General features: G+C 62.0%; 19 protein-coding genes. 16 read left to right on the top strand and 3 right to left on the bottom strand.

Annotated features, from left to right (window positions below; all coding sequences use genetic code 11):
- Positions 1-53 precede the first annotated feature (53 nt).
- The 7 genes from lgt to EOB59_RS18290 all read left to right on the top strand — a co-directional run bounded on the left by lgt (position 54) and on the right by EOB59_RS18290 (position 5,851).
- Positions 54-908 carry a prolipoprotein diacylglyceryl transferase gene (lgt, locus tag EOB59_RS18315; RefSeq protein ID WP_127396991.1) on the top strand — a complete coding sequence of 285 codons (855 nt, stop codon included), beginning with the start codon at positions 54-56 and terminating at the stop codon, positions 906-908.
- Positions 905-1,993, top strand: a complete 1,089-nt coding sequence (locus EOB59_RS18310) for a class I SAM-dependent methyltransferase (RefSeq protein WP_127809535.1) — start codon at positions 905-907, stop codon at positions 1,991-1,993. Before lgt ends, EOB59_RS18310 begins: the two co-directional genes overlap by 4 nt.
- Before the next feature lie 107 nt (positions 1,994-2,100).
- Positions 2,101-2,895, top strand: a complete 795-nt coding sequence (pgeF, locus tag EOB59_RS18305; RefSeq protein ID WP_127380566.1) for a peptidoglycan editing factor PgeF — start codon at positions 2,101-2,103, stop codon at positions 2,893-2,895.
- Positions 2,895-4,046: a Xaa-Pro peptidase family protein gene (locus EOB59_RS18300; protein WP_127270541.1), complete on the top strand. Its 1,152-nt coding sequence runs from the start codon at positions 2,895-2,897 to the stop codon at positions 4,044-4,046. The genes pgeF and EOB59_RS18300 overlap by 1 nt, the downstream gene beginning before the upstream one ends.
- A gap of 43 nt (positions 4,047-4,089) precedes the next feature.
- Positions 4,090-4,677 carry a hypothetical protein gene (locus EOB59_RS18295; protein WP_127321245.1) on the top strand — a complete coding sequence of 196 codons (588 nt, stop codon included), beginning with the start codon at positions 4,090-4,092 and terminating at the stop codon, positions 4,675-4,677.
- 43 nt (positions 4,678-4,720) lie between these two features.
- On the top strand, positions 4,721-4,852 hold the full coding sequence (locus tag EOB59_RS37210) for a hypothetical protein (protein ID WP_256747485.1): 132 nt from the start codon (positions 4,721-4,723) through the stop codon (positions 4,850-4,852).
- A gap of 63 nt (positions 4,853-4,915) precedes the next feature.
- The gene (locus tag EOB59_RS18290; RefSeq protein ID WP_013530002.1) at positions 4,916-5,851 is read left to right on the top strand and encodes a ribose-phosphate pyrophosphokinase; all 936 of its coding nucleotides are present in this window, start codon (positions 4,916-4,918) and stop codon (positions 5,849-5,851) included.
- 137 nt (positions 5,852-5,988) lie between these two features.
- On the opposite strand, the gene EOB59_RS18285 is transcribed toward EOB59_RS18290, so the two are convergent.
- A complete protein-coding gene (locus EOB59_RS18285) occupies positions 5,989-6,891 on the bottom strand; it encodes a helix-turn-helix transcriptional regulator (RefSeq protein WP_127397287.1) in 903 nt (300 codons plus the stop codon).
- 173 nt (positions 6,892-7,064) lie between these two features.
- Between EOB59_RS18285 and EOB59_RS18280 the strand changes: the two genes are divergently transcribed.
- The gene (locus EOB59_RS18280) at positions 7,065-8,306 is read left to right on the top strand and encodes an MFS transporter (RefSeq protein ID WP_164873804.1); all 1,242 of its coding nucleotides are present in this window, start codon (positions 7,065-7,067) and stop codon (positions 8,304-8,306) included.
- A 71-nt stretch (positions 8,307-8,377) separates the two neighbouring features.
- On the opposite strand, the gene EOB59_RS18275 is transcribed toward EOB59_RS18280, so the two are convergent.
- A complete protein-coding gene (locus tag EOB59_RS18275; RefSeq protein ID WP_127809533.1) occupies positions 8,378-9,235 on the bottom strand; it encodes an alpha/beta hydrolase in 858 nt (285 codons plus the stop codon).
- Positions 9,236-9,385: 150 nt separating this feature from the next.
- Here EOB59_RS18275 and EOB59_RS18270 point away from each other — a divergent pair, with 150 nt between their 5' ends.
- The gene (locus tag EOB59_RS18270; RefSeq protein WP_127397024.1) at positions 9,386-9,814 is read left to right on the top strand and encodes a MarR family transcriptional regulator; all 429 of its coding nucleotides are present in this window, start codon (positions 9,386-9,388) and stop codon (positions 9,812-9,814) included.
- A gap of 85 nt (positions 9,815-9,899) precedes the next feature.
- Here EOB59_RS18270 and EOB59_RS18265 read toward each other — a convergent pair whose 3' ends face one another.
- Positions 9,900-11,906 (bottom strand): EAL domain-containing protein, encoded by a 2,007-nt coding sequence (locus EOB59_RS18265; RefSeq protein WP_127397023.1) that lies wholly within the window; start codon positions 11,904-11,906, stop codon positions 9,900-9,902.
- A gap of 294 nt (positions 11,907-12,200) precedes the next feature.
- On the opposite strand from EOB59_RS18265, the gene EOB59_RS18260 reads away from it, so the two are divergent.
- The 7 genes from EOB59_RS18260 (at position 12,201) to EOB59_RS18225 (ending at position 18,333) form a co-directional block, all read left to right on the top strand.
- The gene (locus EOB59_RS18260; RefSeq protein WP_127397022.1) at positions 12,201-13,235 is read left to right on the top strand and encodes a class I SAM-dependent methyltransferase; all 1,035 of its coding nucleotides are present in this window, start codon (positions 12,201-12,203) and stop codon (positions 13,233-13,235) included.
- Between the two features lie 247 nt (positions 13,236-13,482).
- Positions 13,483-14,124, top strand: a complete 642-nt coding sequence (locus EOB59_RS18250; RefSeq protein ID WP_127270548.1) for a 50S ribosomal protein L25/general stress protein Ctc — start codon at positions 13,483-13,485, stop codon at positions 14,122-14,124.
- Between the two features lie 23 nt (positions 14,125-14,147).
- Positions 14,148-14,873, top strand: a complete 726-nt coding sequence (gene pth, locus EOB59_RS18245; protein WP_127809531.1) for an aminoacyl-tRNA hydrolase — start codon at positions 14,148-14,150, stop codon at positions 14,871-14,873.
- Between the two features lie 90 nt (positions 14,874-14,963).
- On the top strand, positions 14,964-16,067 hold the full coding sequence (gene ychF / locus EOB59_RS18240; protein WP_128288935.1) for a redox-regulated ATPase YchF: 1,104 nt from the start codon (positions 14,964-14,966) through the stop codon (positions 16,065-16,067).
- 226 nt (positions 16,068-16,293) lie between these two features.
- Entirely contained in the window at positions 16,294-17,268 is a 975-nt protein-coding gene (gene corA, locus EOB59_RS18235; RefSeq protein ID WP_127396071.1) for a magnesium/cobalt transporter CorA, read from the top strand.
- Positions 17,269-17,389: 121 nt separating this feature from the next.
- Positions 17,390-17,866, top strand: a complete 477-nt coding sequence (locus tag EOB59_RS18230; RefSeq protein WP_127396074.1) for a MaoC family dehydratase — start codon at positions 17,390-17,392, stop codon at positions 17,864-17,866.
- Positions 17,863-18,333, top strand: a complete 471-nt coding sequence (locus tag EOB59_RS18225) for a MaoC family dehydratase (protein ID WP_127396070.1) — start codon at positions 17,863-17,865, stop codon at positions 18,331-18,333. Before EOB59_RS18230 ends, EOB59_RS18225 begins: the two co-directional genes overlap by 4 nt.
- The last annotated feature ends 55 nt before the right edge of the window (positions 18,334-18,388 follow it).

The following is an 18,388-nucleotide window of genomic DNA, read 5'->3' as shown; positions in this document are numbered from 1 at the left end:
AAACCCTGCCGCATGGTCCGCGCGCAAACGCGTTTCGAAATGAGAGTTCCCCGTTGAACGAATATTTCCTGCTGCCGCTGGCCTCCTTGCCCTTCCCCAACATCAACCCGATCCTCATCCAGATCGGGCCGCTGGCGGTGCACTGGTATGGCGTCGGCTATATCGTCGGCATCCTGTTTGCCTGGTGGTACGCCAAGCGGCTCGCCGCCAATGCCAGGCTGTGGCCGAACGGCGTCCTGCCGATGAAGCCGGAGGATCTCGACGACTTCATCGTCTGGGCGGCCATCGGCGTCGTGCTCGGCGGCCGCACCGGCTATGTGCTGTTCTATGATCTGCCACGCTACATCGCCCACCCGCTCGATATCTTGGCGGTCTGGCAAGGCGGTATGTCGTTCCATGGCGGCCTGCTTGGCGTCATCCTCGCCATGACGCTGTTTTCCATCAAGCGCGGCATCCGCACCTGGTCGCTGTTTGACGTCGTGGCGGCCGGCGTGCCGGTCGGCCTTGGCCTGGTGCGCGTCGCCAACTTCATCAACTCCGAGTTGTGGGGGCGCCCAACCGACGTGCCCTGGGCTTTCGAATTCCCCAATGGCGGGCCGTTTGCCCGTCACCCGAGCCAGCTCTACGAGGCGCTTCTCGAAGGCGTGGTGCTGTTCCTCGTGCTGCGCATTCTCACCCATTCGCGCCTCAAGCTGAAGACGCCGCGCTTCGTCGGCGGCGCCTTCATCTGCGGCTACGGCCTGTCGCGCATTTTTGTCGAGTTCTTCCGCGAGCCCGACCAGCAGCTCGGCTACCTCCTCGGCACCAACTGGCTGACCATGGGCATGATCCTGTCGACGCCGATGGTGCTGGCCGGCATCTGGGCGATGCTGACCGCCAAGCCGGTGACGCAGCCGCAGCCGGCATGACACGGCTGAAGACCCGCATCGTCGACCTGATCGAGGCCCTGGGGCCGATACCGATCAACGAATACATGGCGATGTGCCTGTTCGACCCGGCGGACGGCTACTACACGACGCGCGAGCCTTTTGGTGCGGCCGGTGACTTCATCACCGCGCCGGAGATCAGCCAGATGTTCGGTGAACTGGTCGCCGTGTGGATGTACCAGGCGTGGCAGGCGAGCGGCCGGCCGCTGCCGGCCACCATCGCCGAGATCGGCCCCGGCCGCGGCACGCTGATGAAGGACATGCTGCGTACGCTGTCGCGGCTCGATCCTGATCTGGCCAGCGGCGCCACCTTCGCCATGATCGAGACCAGCCCGCGCCTGACCGAGGTGCAAAAGCAGACGCTTGGCGCCACACCCTTCGCGGTTGGCTGGCATGAAACCATCGAGACCTTGCCGCAGCAACCGCTGTTCATCGTCGGCAACGAACTGTTCGACGCCGTGCCCATCCGCCAGTTCCTCCGCGCCGGCGCCGGCTGGCGCGAGCGCGTGGTCGGCCTCGACGAGACCAACGACCTTTGCTTCTTCGCCGGCGCCGGCTCGGTCGACCCGACGCTGCTGCCCGCCGATGCCACCCAAGCGCCGCAAGGTTCGATCGCCGAAGTGGCGCCTGCCCGCACCGCGCTCATGGCAACGATCGCCGAGCGCATATCCAGGCATGGCGGCGCCGGCCTGTTTCTCGACTATGGCCATCTCCAGCCGGGTGTCGGGGACACGCTGCAGGCCTTGCGCAGCCACGATCACGAAGATGTGCTGGCCAATCCCGGTGAGGCCGACCTCACCTCCCATGTCGATTTCGCCGCCCTGGCCGCGATCGTGCGTGCACATGGCCTCGAAGCCCATCTGACGACACAGGGCGACTTCCTGCTCGGCATGGGCATCCTCGAGCGCGCCGGCCGGCTTGGCGCCGATGCCGGCCAGGCGGCGCGCGAAAGGATCGCCGGCGACGTCGAGCGCCTCGCAGGGCCGCAAGCCATGGGCGAGCTGTTCAAGGTGCTTGCGGTACTGCCTCGCGGCGTGGCGGTTCGGCCCTTCGCCGGGGCGGATTGACTTTTTACCGCCGCCCCTCCCAATCTCCCGTCCGCGCTTTGCAGCGCCTGTTCTCGACCAAGCACCTTCTTCTTGACGAAACCGCCCACACGGACAACAACGCCCGCATGCTGAATCAGACCAAACCGGATCCCGTTCGGTCGCCGCTGCTGGACAAGGCGCAGGCACAAGGCATCCGCCACGGCTATTTCACCCGCATCGGCGGTGTCTCCGGCGGCATCTACCAGGGCCTCAACATCGGCACCGGATCGAATGACGACCAGGCGCTGGTCGCAGAGAACCGCGGCCGCGTCGCCGCCTGGATGGGCGTGCCGGCGAACCATCTGTTGACCGCCTGGCAAATCCATTCGCCCGACGTCATCATCGCCAGGGAGCCCTTTGCCGGCGAGCGGCCCAAGGCAGACGCCATCGTCACCGACCGGCCGGGCATCGCCATCGGCGCTTCGACCGCCGATTGCGGTCCCGTGCTGTTCGCGGATGCTGAGGCGCGCATCATCGGCGCCGCGCATGCCGGCTGGAAAGGCGCGTTCACCGGCGTGCTCGAAAACACCATCCTGGCAATGGAAAGCCTCGGTGCCCGGCGTCAAAACATCGTCGCCGTGCTGGGCCCCTCCATCGGCCCTGATAACTACGAGGTCGGCCCGGAATTCGTCGCCCGCTTTGTCGATGCCGACGCCGAAAACATCCTCTATTTCGCGCCGTCCGCCAATGCCGGCCATGCCATGTTCGACCTCAACCGCTACACGGTTGACCGGCTGGCCGAGGCCGGCGTGACGGCTGAGGGCCTCGACCGCTGCACTTACGCCGAGGAAGGCCTGTTCTACTCCTACCGGCGCACCACGCATCGCAAGGAGCCCGATTACGGCCGGCAGGTTTCGGCAATCGTCTTGGAGAGGGAATAATGGCGCTGCATTTTGAACGATCTGAATTTGACGCGCGGCGCGACCGGCTGATCATCGAGATGGCCGAAAAGAAGCTTGATGCCATCCTGCTGTTCGCGCAGGAAAGCATGTACTGGCTGACCGGCTACGACACGTTCGGCTTCTGCTTCTTCCAGTGCCTGGTGGTGAAGGCCGACGGTTCGATGGTGCTGCTGACCCGCTCGGCCGACCTGCGCCAGGCGCGTCAGACCTCGATTATCGACAACATCGTCTTGTGGACGGACCGTAATGGCGCCAATCCGGCGGTAGACCTGCGTAATCTGCTCAACGAACTCGACCTGCTCGGAGCCCGCATCGGTGTCGAATACGACACCCATGGCCTGACCGCGTTCAATGGCCGACGGCTCGACGAACAGTTGCAGACCTTCGGCCAGATCGCCGATGCGTCCGGCATTGTCGGCCGCCTGCGCCTGTTCAAGAGCCCGGCCGAGATCGCCAAGGCCGAGAAGGCCGCCAATCTCTCCGACGATGCGCTCGACGCGGCGCTGCCGCTGATCAAGCAAGGCGGCGACGAAGCCCTGATCCTGGCCGCCATGCAGGGTGCGATCTTTGCCGGCGGCGGCGACTATCCGGCCAACGAATTCATCATCGGCTCCGGCGTCGATGCGCTGCTGTGCCGCTACAAGGCCGGCCGCCGCAAGCTCACCAAAAATGACCAGCTGACGCTCGAATGGGCCGGCGTCTTCAACCACTACCACGCACCGATGATGCGCACGGTGCTGACCGGCAAGGTGTCGAAGCGCCATCAGGAATTGTTCGACGCCGCCCGCGCGGCACTCCTGGCTGTCGAAAAGGCGATGACGCCGGGCAACAGCTTCGGCGACGTCTTCGATGCGCATGCCCGCACCATGGAGGCACACGGCCTGACCAAGCACCGGCTGAACGCCTGCGGCTATTCGGTCGGCGCCCGCTTCACCCCGTCCTGGATGGACATGCCGATGTTCTACCAGGGCAATCCCGAACCGATCGCGCCCAACATGACGCTGTTCGCCCATATGATCATCATGGACTCCGATACCGAGACGGCGATGACGCTTGGCCGCACCTACCTGACCACCGAATCCCAGCCCAAGCCGCTGTCCCGCCATGATCTCGACTTGATCGTACAGTGAATCCACAATGGGAGGCGTTCTTCGCCAAGGAGTTAGAAGGCAAATGAGACGATCGCATGTGACGACCGTGTCATTGCTTGTGGCATTGGCTCTTGCCGCCTGCACCAACGCAAAGGACGTGCTCGAACCGTCGGCGATCACTCCGCCGGCGACGTCGACCCAGACGCTGCCCGCCACCAGCACGGCGGGCGCTCCCGCAACCACCGCCGCACCGGTCACATCAGCCCAAAGCGCTGCCATCCTGTCGAAGACCCGCCTGCAGATCGCGCCGATCGTCGGCGCTTCGGTGGAAGCCGCGACACCTCTGACGGCGGAGTTGCAGACCCGCGCCAGGCAGCGCGGTATCACGCTCGCCGGCAGCGCCGACCAGACCGTGACACATGTGCTGAAGGGCTATTTCTCGACGATGTCGGAAGGCGCCGACACCACCGTCATCTATGTCTGGGATGTCTATGACCCCGCCGGCAACCGGCTGCACCGCATCAATGGTCAGCAGAAGGCCCCGTCGGTCAATTCCGGCGCCAGCGCGGGCGGCGACAGCTGGAAGGGGGTCTCGCCGGCCACCATGCAGACGATCGCCGACCAGACCATCGACCAATTCGCGGCCTGGCTCGGCGGCAAGGCGGGCTAGAGGCATCGGGCCCAAAAAGTGGAGACGGTTTTGGGAAAATCCAATGCCCAACGAGAAGAAGGAGCAGCGCAAGTCCGCTGCTCCCTGTTGCAGCCCGGCGATGGCGCGGAGCTTTCTTGAGTTTAGCCGGCGGATTCCCGATCTCGGCGCTTGCAATACCGGCGCGGGCCGCTAAAAGCCCGGTTAAAGGGCGCAAGCGAGTCCGTCAGGTCTCATCATCCTCCACCAGGAACCGTGCATGAAACTCTTCGCGGGCAATTCCAACAGGGTGCTGGCCGAAGCGGTCGCCCGGTACCTCAACGTCCCGCTGGGCAAAGCCACGGTCAGGCGCTTCGCCGACCAGGAAATCTTCGTCGAAATCCAGGAAAACGTGCGCGGCGAGGATGTCTTCATCCTGCAATCGACCTCGTTCCCGACCAACGATCATTTGATGGAATTGCTCATCATGATCGATGCCTTCATGCGTTCCTCGGCCAAGCGCATCACGGCGGTCATCCCCTATTTCGGCTACGCCAGGCAGGACCGCCGCGCCTCCGGCCGCACGCCGATCTCGGCCAAGCTGGTCGCCAACATGATCACCCGCGCCGGTGTCGACCGCGTTCTGACACTTGACCTGCATGCCGGCCAGATCCAGGGCTTCTTCGATATTCCGACCGACAATCTGTTTTCCGTGCCGGTGATGGCCCGCGACGTGAAGGCCAAATACAAGCAACTCGGCAACGTCGTGGTTGTCTCGCCCGACATTGGCGGCGTGGTCCGCGCCCGTGCGCTGGCCAAGCGCTTCGATGCGCAATTGGCCATCGTCGACAAGCGCCGCGAACGGCCCGGCGAATCGGAAGTCATGAACATCATCGGCGCGGTCGCCGGCAAGGATTGCCTGCTGATCGACGACATCGTCGATTCCGGCGGCACGCTGTGCAACGCCGCCGATGCACTGCTGGCCAACGGCGCCACCAGTGTCACCGCCTATATCACCCACGGTGTGCTGTCGGGCGGTGCGGTTGCCCGCATCAGCGGCTCGAAGCTGCAGGAACTGGTGATCACCGATTCCATCCAGCCCACCCAGGGCGTGCTCGACGCGCCCAACATCCGCGTCATCTCGATCGCCGACCTCATGGGCGAAGCCATTTCGCGCACCGCGACCGAGGAATCGGTGTCGAGCCTGTTCGACTAGAGCAATTCTAGCTAGAGCAATTCTAGGAAAAGTGTGAAGCGGTTTTCCCGGGAAAAGCGCGTAGCGCTTTCCCTAGAGAATTACGTCAAAACAAAGAGTTAGAGCAGCTCGCCGTTTCCATGAAACGGTAAAATGCTCTAGAACAGCACCTGCCGTTGCGGCGCAGGGCTTTCCAACCGAACCGGGCCGACCAGGCGACGAGCGACCTCGACGCTTTCTCGTGCGCCGCGCATATAGCCGCGCGGCGAGGTTCCCAGCATGCGCTTGAACATGGTGATGAAGGCCGGCACGCTGTCATAGCCGAGATCGAGCGCCACCCTGGTGATCGGCTCGCCGTCCGCCAGCCTGGGCAGCGCCGCGAACAGGCAGGCCTGCTGGCGCCATGTCGACAGCGACAGGCCGGTCTGGCGCTGGAAGGCGCGGGTGAAGGAGCGGCGGCTCATGCCGGCGGCATCCGCCCATTCATCGATGGTCGCATGCGGCGACGGTGCCGCGACGAAGCGCCGGCAGAGCGCCGACAGCCTTGGATCGGACGGGAATGGCAGGCCGAGCGGCCGTTCCGGCAAGGTCGGGATTTCGTGCAGCAAAAGGTTCATGATCAGCCCACCACGTCCTTCCAGAACGCCGCCTTGCGGCAGCTTTTCCGATTCCACGATCAGGCTGTGCATCAGGTCGGTGACGCCGACGACGCGCAAGCCTTCGGGCAGCCCGGGGATCGCCTGTGGCATGACATAGACCGAACGCATCGAGACATCGCCCAGCATCTCGACGGAATGCTCGGTGCCGGCTGGAATCCACATCGCGTGGTCGGGCGGCACCATCCAGCGCCCGTAGCGCGTCGTCACCAGCACCACGCCGACAAGCGCATGCAAGAGCTGGCTGCGGCTGTGGCGGTGTTGCGGCACACGGTAGCCATCGGGATATTCGGTCGGCAATGCCACCGCCGGCCCGGCCACTTGCTCAAGCCACTGCCAGCGGCTCTCGTGCAACTGCCCGAGATTGGCGTTGCCAGCGTGAAAGACTTCTTTGCCGTGCGGCATCCGATATGGCCCACTTGCGAAACTATTGGACCAAACCACGAAAGAAGTCATCCCGCAAGCAGCTTATAAGGCACCGGTCCCAAGCGCTCCACAGGAGCGTCCGACAAGGCGGCCGCAGGTGCGTCCGTCAACTGCCTGCGGGCCTGCCCGCCAAAAAGACCACGGAGCCTACCTTGACCGATACGACAGCCGCCAGCGTCGCCCCACCGGCGACCACCAGTCACGCTTCAGCCCAGGCGACGGCCTTCACCGTCATCCTGGCGGTGAGCTTCTGCCACTGCATCAACGACATCATGCAGTCGCTGCTGTCGGCCATTTACCCGCTCCTGAAAGAGAATTATGGCCTCGATTTCTGGCAGATCGGCTTGTTGACCTTCACCTTCCAGGTGACCGCGTCGCTGCTGCAGCCTGTGATCGGCATGATCACCGACAAGCGGCCGATGCCCTATTCGCTGCCCTACGGCATGGCGTCATCGCTGATCGGCCTGATTGTGCTCGCCTATGCCGGGCACTATTCGCTGCTCCTGATCGGCGCCTCGCTGATCGGCATCGGCTCGGCGATCTTCCATCCGGAATCCTCGCGCATCGCCCGCTTCGCCTCCGGCGGCCGCTTCGGCCTGGCGCAGTCGCTGTTCCAGGTTGGCGGCAATTTCGGACAGTCCATGGGGCCGCTGCTGGCAGCCTTCATCGTCGTGCCGTTCGGCCAGACCAGCATTTCCTGGTTCGCCATCGGCTCGCTGATCGGCATCATCGTTTTGTGGCAGGTCGGCGGCTGGTACAGCCGGCTGCGTGCCGCACAGGGCACCCGCAAGGCGGCGAGCTTCGTTTCGCCCTTCCCGCGCCGCAAGGTGATGAACGCATTGATCGTGCTGACCCTGCTGGTGCTGAGCAAGAATGCCTACATCGCCAGCCTCGCCAGCTACTACACCTTCTATTCCATGCATAAGTTCGGCGTTTCGGTGCAGATGAGCCAAGTCATGCTGTTCCTGTTCCTCGGAGCCTCGGCGCTGGGCATCCTGCTCGGCGGCCCATTCGGCGACCGCTACGGGCAGAAGGCGATGATCTGGTTCTCCATCGTCGGCGTGCTGCCCTTCACGCTCGCCTTGCCCTACGCCAATCTGGAATGGACGATGGTGCTGACGGTGCTGATCGGCCTGATCCTGTCCTCTGCCTTCTCGAACATCGTCGTCTTTGCGCAGGAACTCGTGCCGGGCCGCGTCGGCATGATCGCCGGCATCTTCTTCGGCTTCGCCTTCGGCATGGGCGGCATCGCGGCGGCCGTGCTCGGTATCGTCGCCGATATGAAGGGCATCGATTTCGTCTTCCAGATCTGCTCGTATTTGCCGTTTCTTGGATTGCTCACCGTGTTCCTGCCAAACATGAAGGAAGCGCGCAAAGCGCAGGCGGCCGCCTAGATCAGGCGGGTCTGCCGCTGTCACAAAAATGCACCCGCCTGATGACGGGTGCATTTTTGTGGGCCATGGCCTTAAGCCTTGAAGAAGGCCAGCAGGTCGGCGTTGATGATGTCTGCATGGGTCGTGGCCATGCCGTGCGGGAAGCCCTTGTAGACCTTGAGCTCGCCCTTCTTGAGCAGCTTGATCGTCAGCAGCGCCGAATCGGCGATCGGAACGATCTGGTCGTCGTCTCCGTGCATGACCAGGACAGGCACGTCGATTGCCTTCAGATCCTCGGTGAAGTCGGTTTCCGAGAAAGCCTTGATACAATCATAATGCGCCTTGGTGCCGCCCATCATGCCCTGGCGCCACCAATTGTCGATGACGCCCTGCGAGATGTCCGCGCCCGGACGGTTGAACCCGTAGAACGGACCTGATGGAACGTCGCGGAAGAACTGGGCGCGATTGGCTGCCTGGGCGGAGCGGAAGCCGTCGAACACTTCGATCGGCAGGCCGCCGGGATTGGCGGCAGTCTTGAGCATGATTGGCGGCACCGCGCCGATCAGCACCGCCTTGGCGACACGGCCGCCGGCGCCATAGTTGGCAACATAGCGCGCCACTTCGCCGCCGCCGGTCGAATGTCCGACATGAATGGCATTCTTGAGGTCAAGATAAGCGGCGAGTTCCGCGACATCGGCGGCATAGGTGTCCATTTCGTTGCCGATATCCGTCTGGGTCGAGCGCCCATGGCCACGCCGATCATGGGCAATGACACGGTAGCCTTGCGACAGGAAGAACAGCATCTGGGCGTCCCAATCGTCGCTGCTCAACGGCCAGCCATGATGGAAGACGACAGGCTGCCCGGTCCCCCAGTCCTTGTAGTAAATCTGCGTTCCGTCCTTGGTGGTGATCGTACCGCTGCCGGAGCCGGGCTTGGTTTGCGAGGTCATCTCAATCTCCTTTGGTTATGTCCGCAATAAACAATATCGCGATAACCATATAGCTAACGCGGCCCAAAACCCTTGTCCACAAAAATATGTATCGCGATATTATTTTTCGTGGTATCGAATTGATGCCCATATTGGCAAAAGGAATGCGCCGTGCCTCTCCCGTTGGACAATCAGCTCTGTTTCACGCTCTACGCCACCAGCATGGCGATCAACCGCACCTACAAGCCGATGCTGGACGATATGGGCATCACCTATCCGCAGTACCTGGTACTGAACGCGCTTGGAGAGGCCGACGGCATGTCGGTCGGCACGATCGCCCACAGGCTCGCTCTGGAATCGAGCACCGTCACGCCGCTGGTGAAGCGAATGGAGCAGGCCGGGCTGGTGACGCGCCAGCGCAGCCAGACCGACGAGCGCCAGGTGCAGGTCGATCTGACATCAGCCGGGCGCGGGCTGCTTGTCCAGTGCAACTGTCTGAACGAGACCTTGGTCGAACGCTCGGGCATGACGCTGGCCGAGCTCGATGCCTTGAACCGGCAGATCCAGGCGCTACGCAACGCGTTGACCGGCGACCGCTAGCCCCTTGCTTGGCCCTGTCATGGATTGATTGCAATCAGCACGGCTTTTGACGGCGGCTAAGCCAAACGTCGGACAGAGGCCATCATCATGCGGACTTAAGCACGGCAAATGACCGTTTGCGCATGGCCCGCTTTGCCTGGAAACTGACAGCGGGAGCGGGGCGGCCGACATGGAAGCCCTGGATCTTGTCTATGCCGAATTCGCGCATCAAAGCCATCTGTTCGTCGGTTTCCACCCCTTCGACCAGGATCTTGTGGCCGCGATTTCGAACCAGGGTGATGATGTCCTGCAGCATCGCCTTGCCGCTCAGGGAGCTGCAGTCGTGCAGAAAAGAGCGGTCGATCTTCACCGTGTCGAAATCGATCAGGCGAAGCCACGAAAGGCCCGCAAAGCCGGTCCCGAAATCATCAAGCCATATCTTGATCCCGAGCAGCTTCAGGTCGCTGATGCAGCGCAGAATGTCCGAGTGCATCTCCATCTCCAGCCCTTCGGTGATCTCGAAGGCCAGCCTGCTGCCGGCGACGCCGGTTTCGCCCAGAATGGTCGCGACAGACGTTGCGAAGCCAGGTGTCTTAAGCTGGATCGGAGAGACGTTGACGCTGACGACACGAACGTGGTCGTCCGCCAGGAGCTCGGCGCACACCGTCCTTATCGCCCAGCGCCCGAGTTCCAGGATCGCGCCGGTTCGTTCCGCGACGGGAATGAACAGGCTCGGCGGAACCGATGTGCCATCCAGCATTTTGAGGCGCATCAGAGCCTCCACCGCTTCAACCCGGTCCGATTTGACATCCTGGATAGGCTGATAAACCAGTGAAACGAGATTCTGGCCGATCGCGATCTTCAGCAAGGCCGCAATGTTCTCGCTCTCGTCGCTGCTTTGCGGATCGGTTGGGTCGAACAGCCGGGCACAGTTTCGGCCGCCGGCTTTTGCCAGATAAAGCGCGCGATCGGCCTCGTGGATGATCTTCTCCAGCTTGGCCCCGGTCTGCGTCCTGGTGAATGCGGCACCAACGCTCACGGTTACGATCGAGACGCCGTCGCGCCGCAGTTCGTGCGTCAGAGCCAGGTTCTCCACTGTGCTGCAAATGGCTTCCGCGATGTCCAGGATCTGCTCTTTTTTCTCCATGCGAGCCAGGACGATGAACTCTTCACCGCCATAGCGGCCGATGGAGCCATTATACTGTTTGATCATATCGCTAAGGGCATTGGCGACATGGATCAGGCAGCGGTCGCCTTCTTGATGGCCGTAGCAGTCATTGAATTTCTTGAAGAAGTCCACGTCGATGAGGATCGCCCCGAAGCTGGTGCCTACCTTTTGCCATTCGCTCCAGTAGTCCCGCAGCTTTTCGTCGATCGCGCGCCGGTTCTCCAGACCCGTCAGCGGATCGGTCCGCGACAACCTCAGCAGGGCCTTGCCGCGTTCGGTCGCCTCATTGTGCTGGATCTTGGCTTCCAGGGCATTCAGGAAGACGTTGTAGCGTTCCTCATTCAGCTTCCAGTTCACATACGAGGTGAACGTGAAACAGGAAATATAAAAAGCCCCGAATACCATTTTATATGTAAGGGTTGAAGGAACGAAATAATTCACGATGTAAAGTATGCACAATATTATTGCGGAAGTTACGATGGAAAGCTTGAAGTTGAACGTAAAGAAAAGATTTGCGCTCATCATGAATATGGTCCCGAAGACCATATAGTAGGAGACGCTTTCCTTGTCCGCGCCAAGAACCGCTGGGCACAACCAACCAACATAGCCGAAGATGATGGCTCCGGCGCAGGTCACGTCGAGCCATTCCGTTCCAATCCCCCGGCGAAGCTGTGCTTCGAGGATCAAAAGCGCGCTCAAGCCGACCGCGAAGCGCGCCGTGATCGTGTAGGCGGCAACGTCCGGGATCAGCAGCAGATCCGTTGCCGAAAACAAGAGATAGATCGCAACCGCAATCCAGAGCCCTGGCCTGGCTTCTCCTCTTCGCGTCGCCTGCGCTTCGGTGCGGTAAAGGGTGCGGAGCTCGTCGGCGCTCAGTTCATAGCGCGGCTCGTACGGCTCCGCATCAACCGTATCAACCAATACGGAGGACAGGTGTTCGTTCATCACAATAGACCCCGTTTGAAAGGGATTTTGTTTTCCGAACTCATTTCCAGCTTCTGCCCCCACGCGGGCCGGCTCCTTTGGGACGCGACGGCGATTGCGACGCCGGGCAAACAAATGCAATCGCGCAAGACAAGTTTCCGTTAACTCGAACCCGGAATTCGGGCCGGAAGCCGTCTAAAGAGGAACATGGTTGGCGGGAAATTAATCATAACGATAAAATGCCGTCAGCCCGACATTGGCAAATGGAGCATTCTACGCAATAAGTTAACCGACTGTTAACTATGGAGTGATGGCGTGCAGACCGTTCTTGATGGCAAAAGCTTGATTACTGCCGCGATGCTCGCCGGCACGCTGCCTCGGGGAAAGCTCGAGCATCATGGCGAAGCGTTCGAAACCGCGCGCGCGGAGCTGGCGCTCATTCTCCACGCGACACAGCAGCAGATCGAACAGGACAAGAACCCCGCCGAGATCGTCGGTCGCTTGCTGTCCTTCCTCAATGGCCTGCATTCCAAGGTTCATCCCGACGTCTGGCATGCGTTGATACCGGTGGCGCAGAACCATCCGATCCTGAAGTATTTTCTCGAGGATCCGCTGACGCACTGGTCCTTCACCAAGCCCAGGGGCTATTCCGGCGACGCGCAGTTGCTTGATTACATCTATTGCGACCCGCACGTGGCAGAGAGCGTGGCCAATGCCTCGGAGATCGGCAAGGCGCTCTATAGCCATACCCAGAACGTACCCTCATGCGTCGCGGCACGGGAACGACGCGACCTCCTGACCCGATATGTCGACGAGATTGCGGTCAAGAATGGACCGCAAACCGAGGTCCTGGCGATCGCGGCCGGCCATTTGCGGGAGGCCAATCGCTCGGTAGCCTTGACGGAGGGCCGTCTCAAGCGCTGGATTGCGCTCGATCAGGATCCCCAGAGCGTTGGGCTGATCGCGCGCGACTTCCAGGGCACCGCGGTCGAAGCCATCGACGGCTCGGTGCGAACCGTGCTCACGCGGGGCCACAAGCTCGGCAAGTTCGATTTCATCTATGCCTCCGGCCTCTACGACTACCTCGCCCACAACGTCGCGGTGAAACTCACGAAGACCTGCCTGCAGATGTTGAAGCCGAACGGGACGTTCCTGTTTGCGAACTACGCCGAGGGCACGCCTGACGCCGGCTACCGGGAGACATTCATGGACTGGGTGTTGCTGCTGCGATCGGAGGTCGATATGTGGAACATCGTCAATGCCAGCGTCGACCGCAACACCGTCGAGGCGCGGGTGTTCTTCGGCGAGAACCGCAACGTGCTTTATGCCGTCATCGAAAAGCGCGGATAGCGACCGCCTGGACTGCACCAGGCTGGGCGTGCCTTTGGCTTGCACCTCCGGCCGCCTTCCGCTATAGAGCCGCCACCCGCGTAGACACCCTTGGAGGCAACGCGGCGGAAGGCCGCCTTCCCGCATGATCCCGAAAAGTGGATTCCGGTTTTCGGACCAGATCATGCATGGGTATGTCGGCTTTCGACGTTTACGGTCCAGGCACTCTGCCAACCGTGAGCGCTCCAGTAAACCGAAAGGAAATGCCATGAGCCACGACACTTACGAGCTCAAGGCCGAAGCACGCGAACAGGTCGGTAAGGGGTCCGCCCGTGCAGTTCGCCGCAACGGTAAAGTGCCTGCAGTAATCTATGGTGACAAGCAGCCTCCCCTGGCTATCGCGCTCACCTACAAGGACATCTACTACAAGATCCATGGCGGCGGGTTCCTGACCACGATCGCCACGATCGATGTCGACGGCAAGAAGATCCAGGTCCTGCCGAAGGACTTCCAGCTCGACCCGGTCAAGGATTTCCCTGTCCATGTCGACTTCCTGCGCATCGGCAAGGACACCGAAGTCAATGTCGACGTGCCTGTCCACTTCATCAACGAGGACAAGTCGCCCGGCATCAAGCGCGGCGGCGTGCTCAACATCGTGCGTCACGAAGTCGAGTTCCACTGCCCGGCCAATGCGATCCCGGAGTTCATCACCGTCGATCTCACCGGCGCCAACATCGGCGACTCGATCCACATCTCGGCGGTCAAGCTGCCGGCTGGCGTCAAGCCTGTGATCTCCGACCGCGACTTCACCATCGCGACCATTGCCGGTTCGTCGGCGATGAAGCCGGAGACGGAAGAGACGGCTGAAGCGGCTGCACCTGAGGCAGCTCCTGCCGCCGACGAGAAGTAACTCTTTCACGCCCGGAGCAGGCGATGCTGCTGTTTGCAGGTCTCGGCAATCCGGGCGCGAAATACGCTGACAACCGCCACAATGTCGGTTTCATGGCGGCGGACGCAATCGCCCGCCGCCATTCCTTTTCGCCCTGGTCGAAGAAATTCCAGGGCCTGATTTCCGAGGGCACGCTCGGCGGCGAAAAAATCGTCCTGATCAAGCCGCAGACCTTCATGAACCTGTCCGGCCAGTCGGTCGGCGAAGCACTGCGCTTCTACAAGCTCGAGCTTTCCGCGCTCACCGTCTTCTATGACGAGATCGACCTTGCCGAAGGCAAGCTGCGCATCAAGACCGGTGGCGGCGCCGGCGGCCACAACGGCATCCGGTCGATCGACGGCCATATCGGCAATGGCTATCGCCGCGTGCGCATCGGCGTCGGCCATCCCGGCGTCAAGGAAATGGTCCAGCACCATGTGCTCGGCAATTTCGCCAAAGCCGACCGCGAATGGCTCGACCCGCTGCTCGACGCGATCGCCGACAATGCCGCCATGATCGTCAAGGGCGACGAATCCGGCTTCATGAATAAGGCCAGTCTCGCCGTCCAGGGCAAGGCCGGGCCGGAGCCCGAAAAGCCAGCGCAGAAGCAGCCGGCGCACAAGCAGCAAAGTCATGTCCGCCAAGCACGGCCTCAACAGCCGGTGGTCAAGCTGCCGGAAAGCGGTCCAATGGCCGCCATGCTGAAGAAGCTGTTCGGCGGCAAGGACTGAGCATCGAGGGACCGAAGGGCTTGACGTTGATCACCCCTATCGCCCATAGCCCTGATCAAATTTCTATTTTCCCGATAGGACCGAACAAAAATGGGTTTCAAATGCGGCATCGTTGGCTTGCCCAACGTCGGCAAGTCGACGCTTTTCAACGCGTTGACCAGAACGGCTGCGGCGCAAGCCGCCAACTATCCATTCTGCACCATCGAACCGAACACCGGCGAGGTGGCGGTGCCAGATCCGCGCCTGCAGAAGATCGCGGCGATCGCCAAGTCGAAGGAGATCATTCCAACTCGCATCTCTTTCGTCGACATTGCCGGCCTGGTGCGCGGTGCCTCGAAAGGCGAAGGGCTGGGCAACCAGTTCCTCGCCAACATCCGCGAGGTCGACGCCATCGTGCATGTGCTGCGCTGCTTCGAGGATGACGACATCACCCATGTCGAGGGCCGCATCGACCCCGTCGCCGATGCCGAGACGGTCGAGACCGAGCTGATGCTTGCCGACCTCGACAGCCTAGAGCGCCGCATCGTGCAGATCCGCAAGCGCGCCGGCAGCAAGGACAAGGAAGCGACGACCGTGCTGCCGTTGATGGAGGCAGCGCTCGAACTGCTGCAGGCCGGCAAGCCGACCCGCATCCTGCTCAAGGGTATTTCGGCCGAAGATTTGCGCATCCTGCAGGGCCTGAACCTTCTGACCTCGCATCCCGTGCTCTATGTCTGCAATGTCGCGGAGGCCGACGCCGCCACCGGCAACGAACACACCAGGGCCGTGGAAAAGATGGCCACCGCCCAGGGCGCCGGCACAGTGGTGATCTCGGCGGCGATCGAAGCCGAGGTCGCGCAGCTCTCGGACGAGGAAGAGATGGAATTCCTGTCCTCGCTCGGCCTCGACGAGCCAGGCCTCAACAAGGTCATCCGCGCCGGCTACGATTTGCTGCACCTCATCACCTATTTCACCGCCGGGCCGAAGGAGACGCGCGCCTGGACCATTCATAGGGGCGACAAGGCGCCACAGGCCGCCGGTGTCATCCACACCGATTTCGAGCGCGGCTTCATCCGCGCCCAGACCATCTCCTACAACGACTTCGTCACACTGGGCGGCGAAGTGGCGGCCAAGGAAGCCGGCAAGGCGCGCGACGAAGGCAAGGAATATGTCGTCCAGGACGGCGATGTGCTGTTGTTCAAGTTCAACACCTGATGCCTGAAGCGCTCGAGAACATCCCGGCAAGCTGTCGGCGAAGTTCCTCGATACATGCTTCCAAGGCGACGGCGGCCATCCGCCCTACAGCCGGTTGTCTTGATTTTGTCACGTCACAGGTCTAAGCGGCAGACGCACGGTCGGCGCTGACGTCGAGAACCCGTGCAATCCAACACGACGCGTCAATCCGAACGCACCCTTTGGCCCCAGCAAGGGATATCAGGCGATGATCAAGGCCTTCGTCGTGGACAATGACCGCCTGCGCGTCGTCGACGATCTCCTGGCAAACAGCGAGACCATCGTCTGGGCGGACCTGTTCAACCCGACAAAGGAAGAGGAAGCGACGATCGAGAGCTGGCTCGGCGTTGCCATTCCGACGCGCGAGGAGATGGAGGAGATCGAGATTTCGAGCCGCCTCTATGTCGAGGACGGCGCCTATTTCATGACCGCCACCCTGCCCGCCCAGACCGAAATCGACGATCCCTTGATGTCCCCGGTTACCTTCGTGCTCGCCGGCACAAGACTGATCACGGTGCGCTACCACGAACCGAAAGCTTTCAAGACCTTTCCGCAGCGCGCCGAAAAGGTGGCGACCGGCTGCACCAGCGGCGACACCATTCTGATCGGCTTGCTGGAGGCGATCGTCGACCGTCTTGCCGACATTCTGGAACGCGCCGGCCGCGACATCGAGGCGATCTCGCGCGATATCTTCGAGGCGCGGTCGACCAAGGTTTCCAAGCGCAACCGTGATTTCCAGGAGTTGCTGAAAGCCATCGGCCGCAAGGAGGACATCGCCTCCTCGATCCGCGACAGCCTGATCTCGCTGCAGCGCCTGGCAGGCTTCTTCGCCCATGCCTCGACCCGCACCAAGATGAGCAAGGACACCAAGGCGCGCATCAAGACGCTGTCTCGCGACGTGCTGTCGCTCGCCGACCACGCCACCTTCCTGTCGCAGAAGATCTCCTTCCTGCTGGACGCCACGCTCGGCATGATCTCGATCGAGCAGAACGCCATCATCAAGATCTTCTCGGTCGCCGCCGTCATTTTCCTGCCGCCGACTTTGGTCGCCTCGGTCTACGGCATGAATTTCGACATCATCCCCGAGTTGAAATGGCAACTTGGCTATCCCTTCGCCATCGCCATGATGGTGCTGTCGGCGATCCTGCCCTTCTGGTACTTCCGCCGCCGCGGCTGGCTCTGAGTGGCGTTGTCGGTCCTGCCACAGGCTGGCGCAGTAGAAATCGCTTGACCAAATGAACGCCGGCCTGCATCCGGAAACCCCGATCCTGGGGATCGTGGGTCGACAAGCCGGATTCCAGACCATGACTGCAGAGATAAAAGCATGGGCCTATGAGGACTTCATCGAGGGCGCATCGATCGACCTCGGCTCGAAGCTCGTGAGTGCCGCCGAGATCGTCGAATTTGCCGGAGAATTTGACCCGCAGCCGATGCATCTCGACGAGGAGGCCGGCAAGGCCAGCATCCTCGGGGGGCTGGCAGCGTCGGGCTGGCACACCTGCGCCATGTTCATGCGCATGCTCTGCGATGCGTTCCTGCTGGACTCGACCTGCCAGGGCGCGCCCGGAGTCGATCAGGTCAAATGGAAGAAACCGGTCCTGGCCGGCGACCAACTGACCGGCACCCTGATGGTTGTTGCCAAGCGCCTGTCGAAATCGAAGCCGCAACTCGGCTTCGTCACCATGCGCAGCGAGCTGTTCAACCAGCGTGGCGAAAGCGTCTTCGAGCTCGAGAACTCCGTCATGTTCCTCACGCGCGATGCCGCGGGGAGCCAAGCATGACACTGGACGAGTTCTTCCGTATCGGCACCACCGTCACGCTCGGCTCGCACACATTCGAGCCCGAGGCGATCAAGGCCTTCGCCCGCAAGTACGACCCGCAAATCTTCCATATCGACGAGGAGGCCGCGAAGAAAAGCGTTCTTGGCGGCCTCTGCGCGTCTGGCTGGCACACGGCCGCGACCTGGATGAAACTCAATCTGGAAAACCGCATGGACGCCGAGATCGCTGCGTGGAGCGGTCCCGGTCCGGTGCCGGAATTCGGCCCCTCGCCCGGCTTCAAGAACCTGAAATGGCTGAAGCCGGTCTATGCCGGGCAAACCATCACCTTCACGCGCACCGCGCTGTCGCACCGCCCAATCGCCTCACGCCCCGGCTGGCGGCTGCTGGCGCTGCGTTCGGAAGCTTTCGATCCCACCGGCGACAAGGTGCTCGAGTTCGAAAGCGCCGTGCTGGTGAAGGTGGAGTAGCTTTTTCCTTCGCCCCGTTTACGGGGAGAAGGTGCCCGAAGGGCGGATGAGGGGC

Source organism: Mesorhizobium sp. M7A.F.Ca.MR.176.00.0.0 (genome assembly GCF_004023165.1).
Taxonomy (GTDB): domain Bacteria; phylum Pseudomonadota; class Alphaproteobacteria; order Rhizobiales; family Rhizobiaceae; genus Mesorhizobium.
This window is presented reverse-complemented; position numbering and strand designations above follow the sequence as displayed.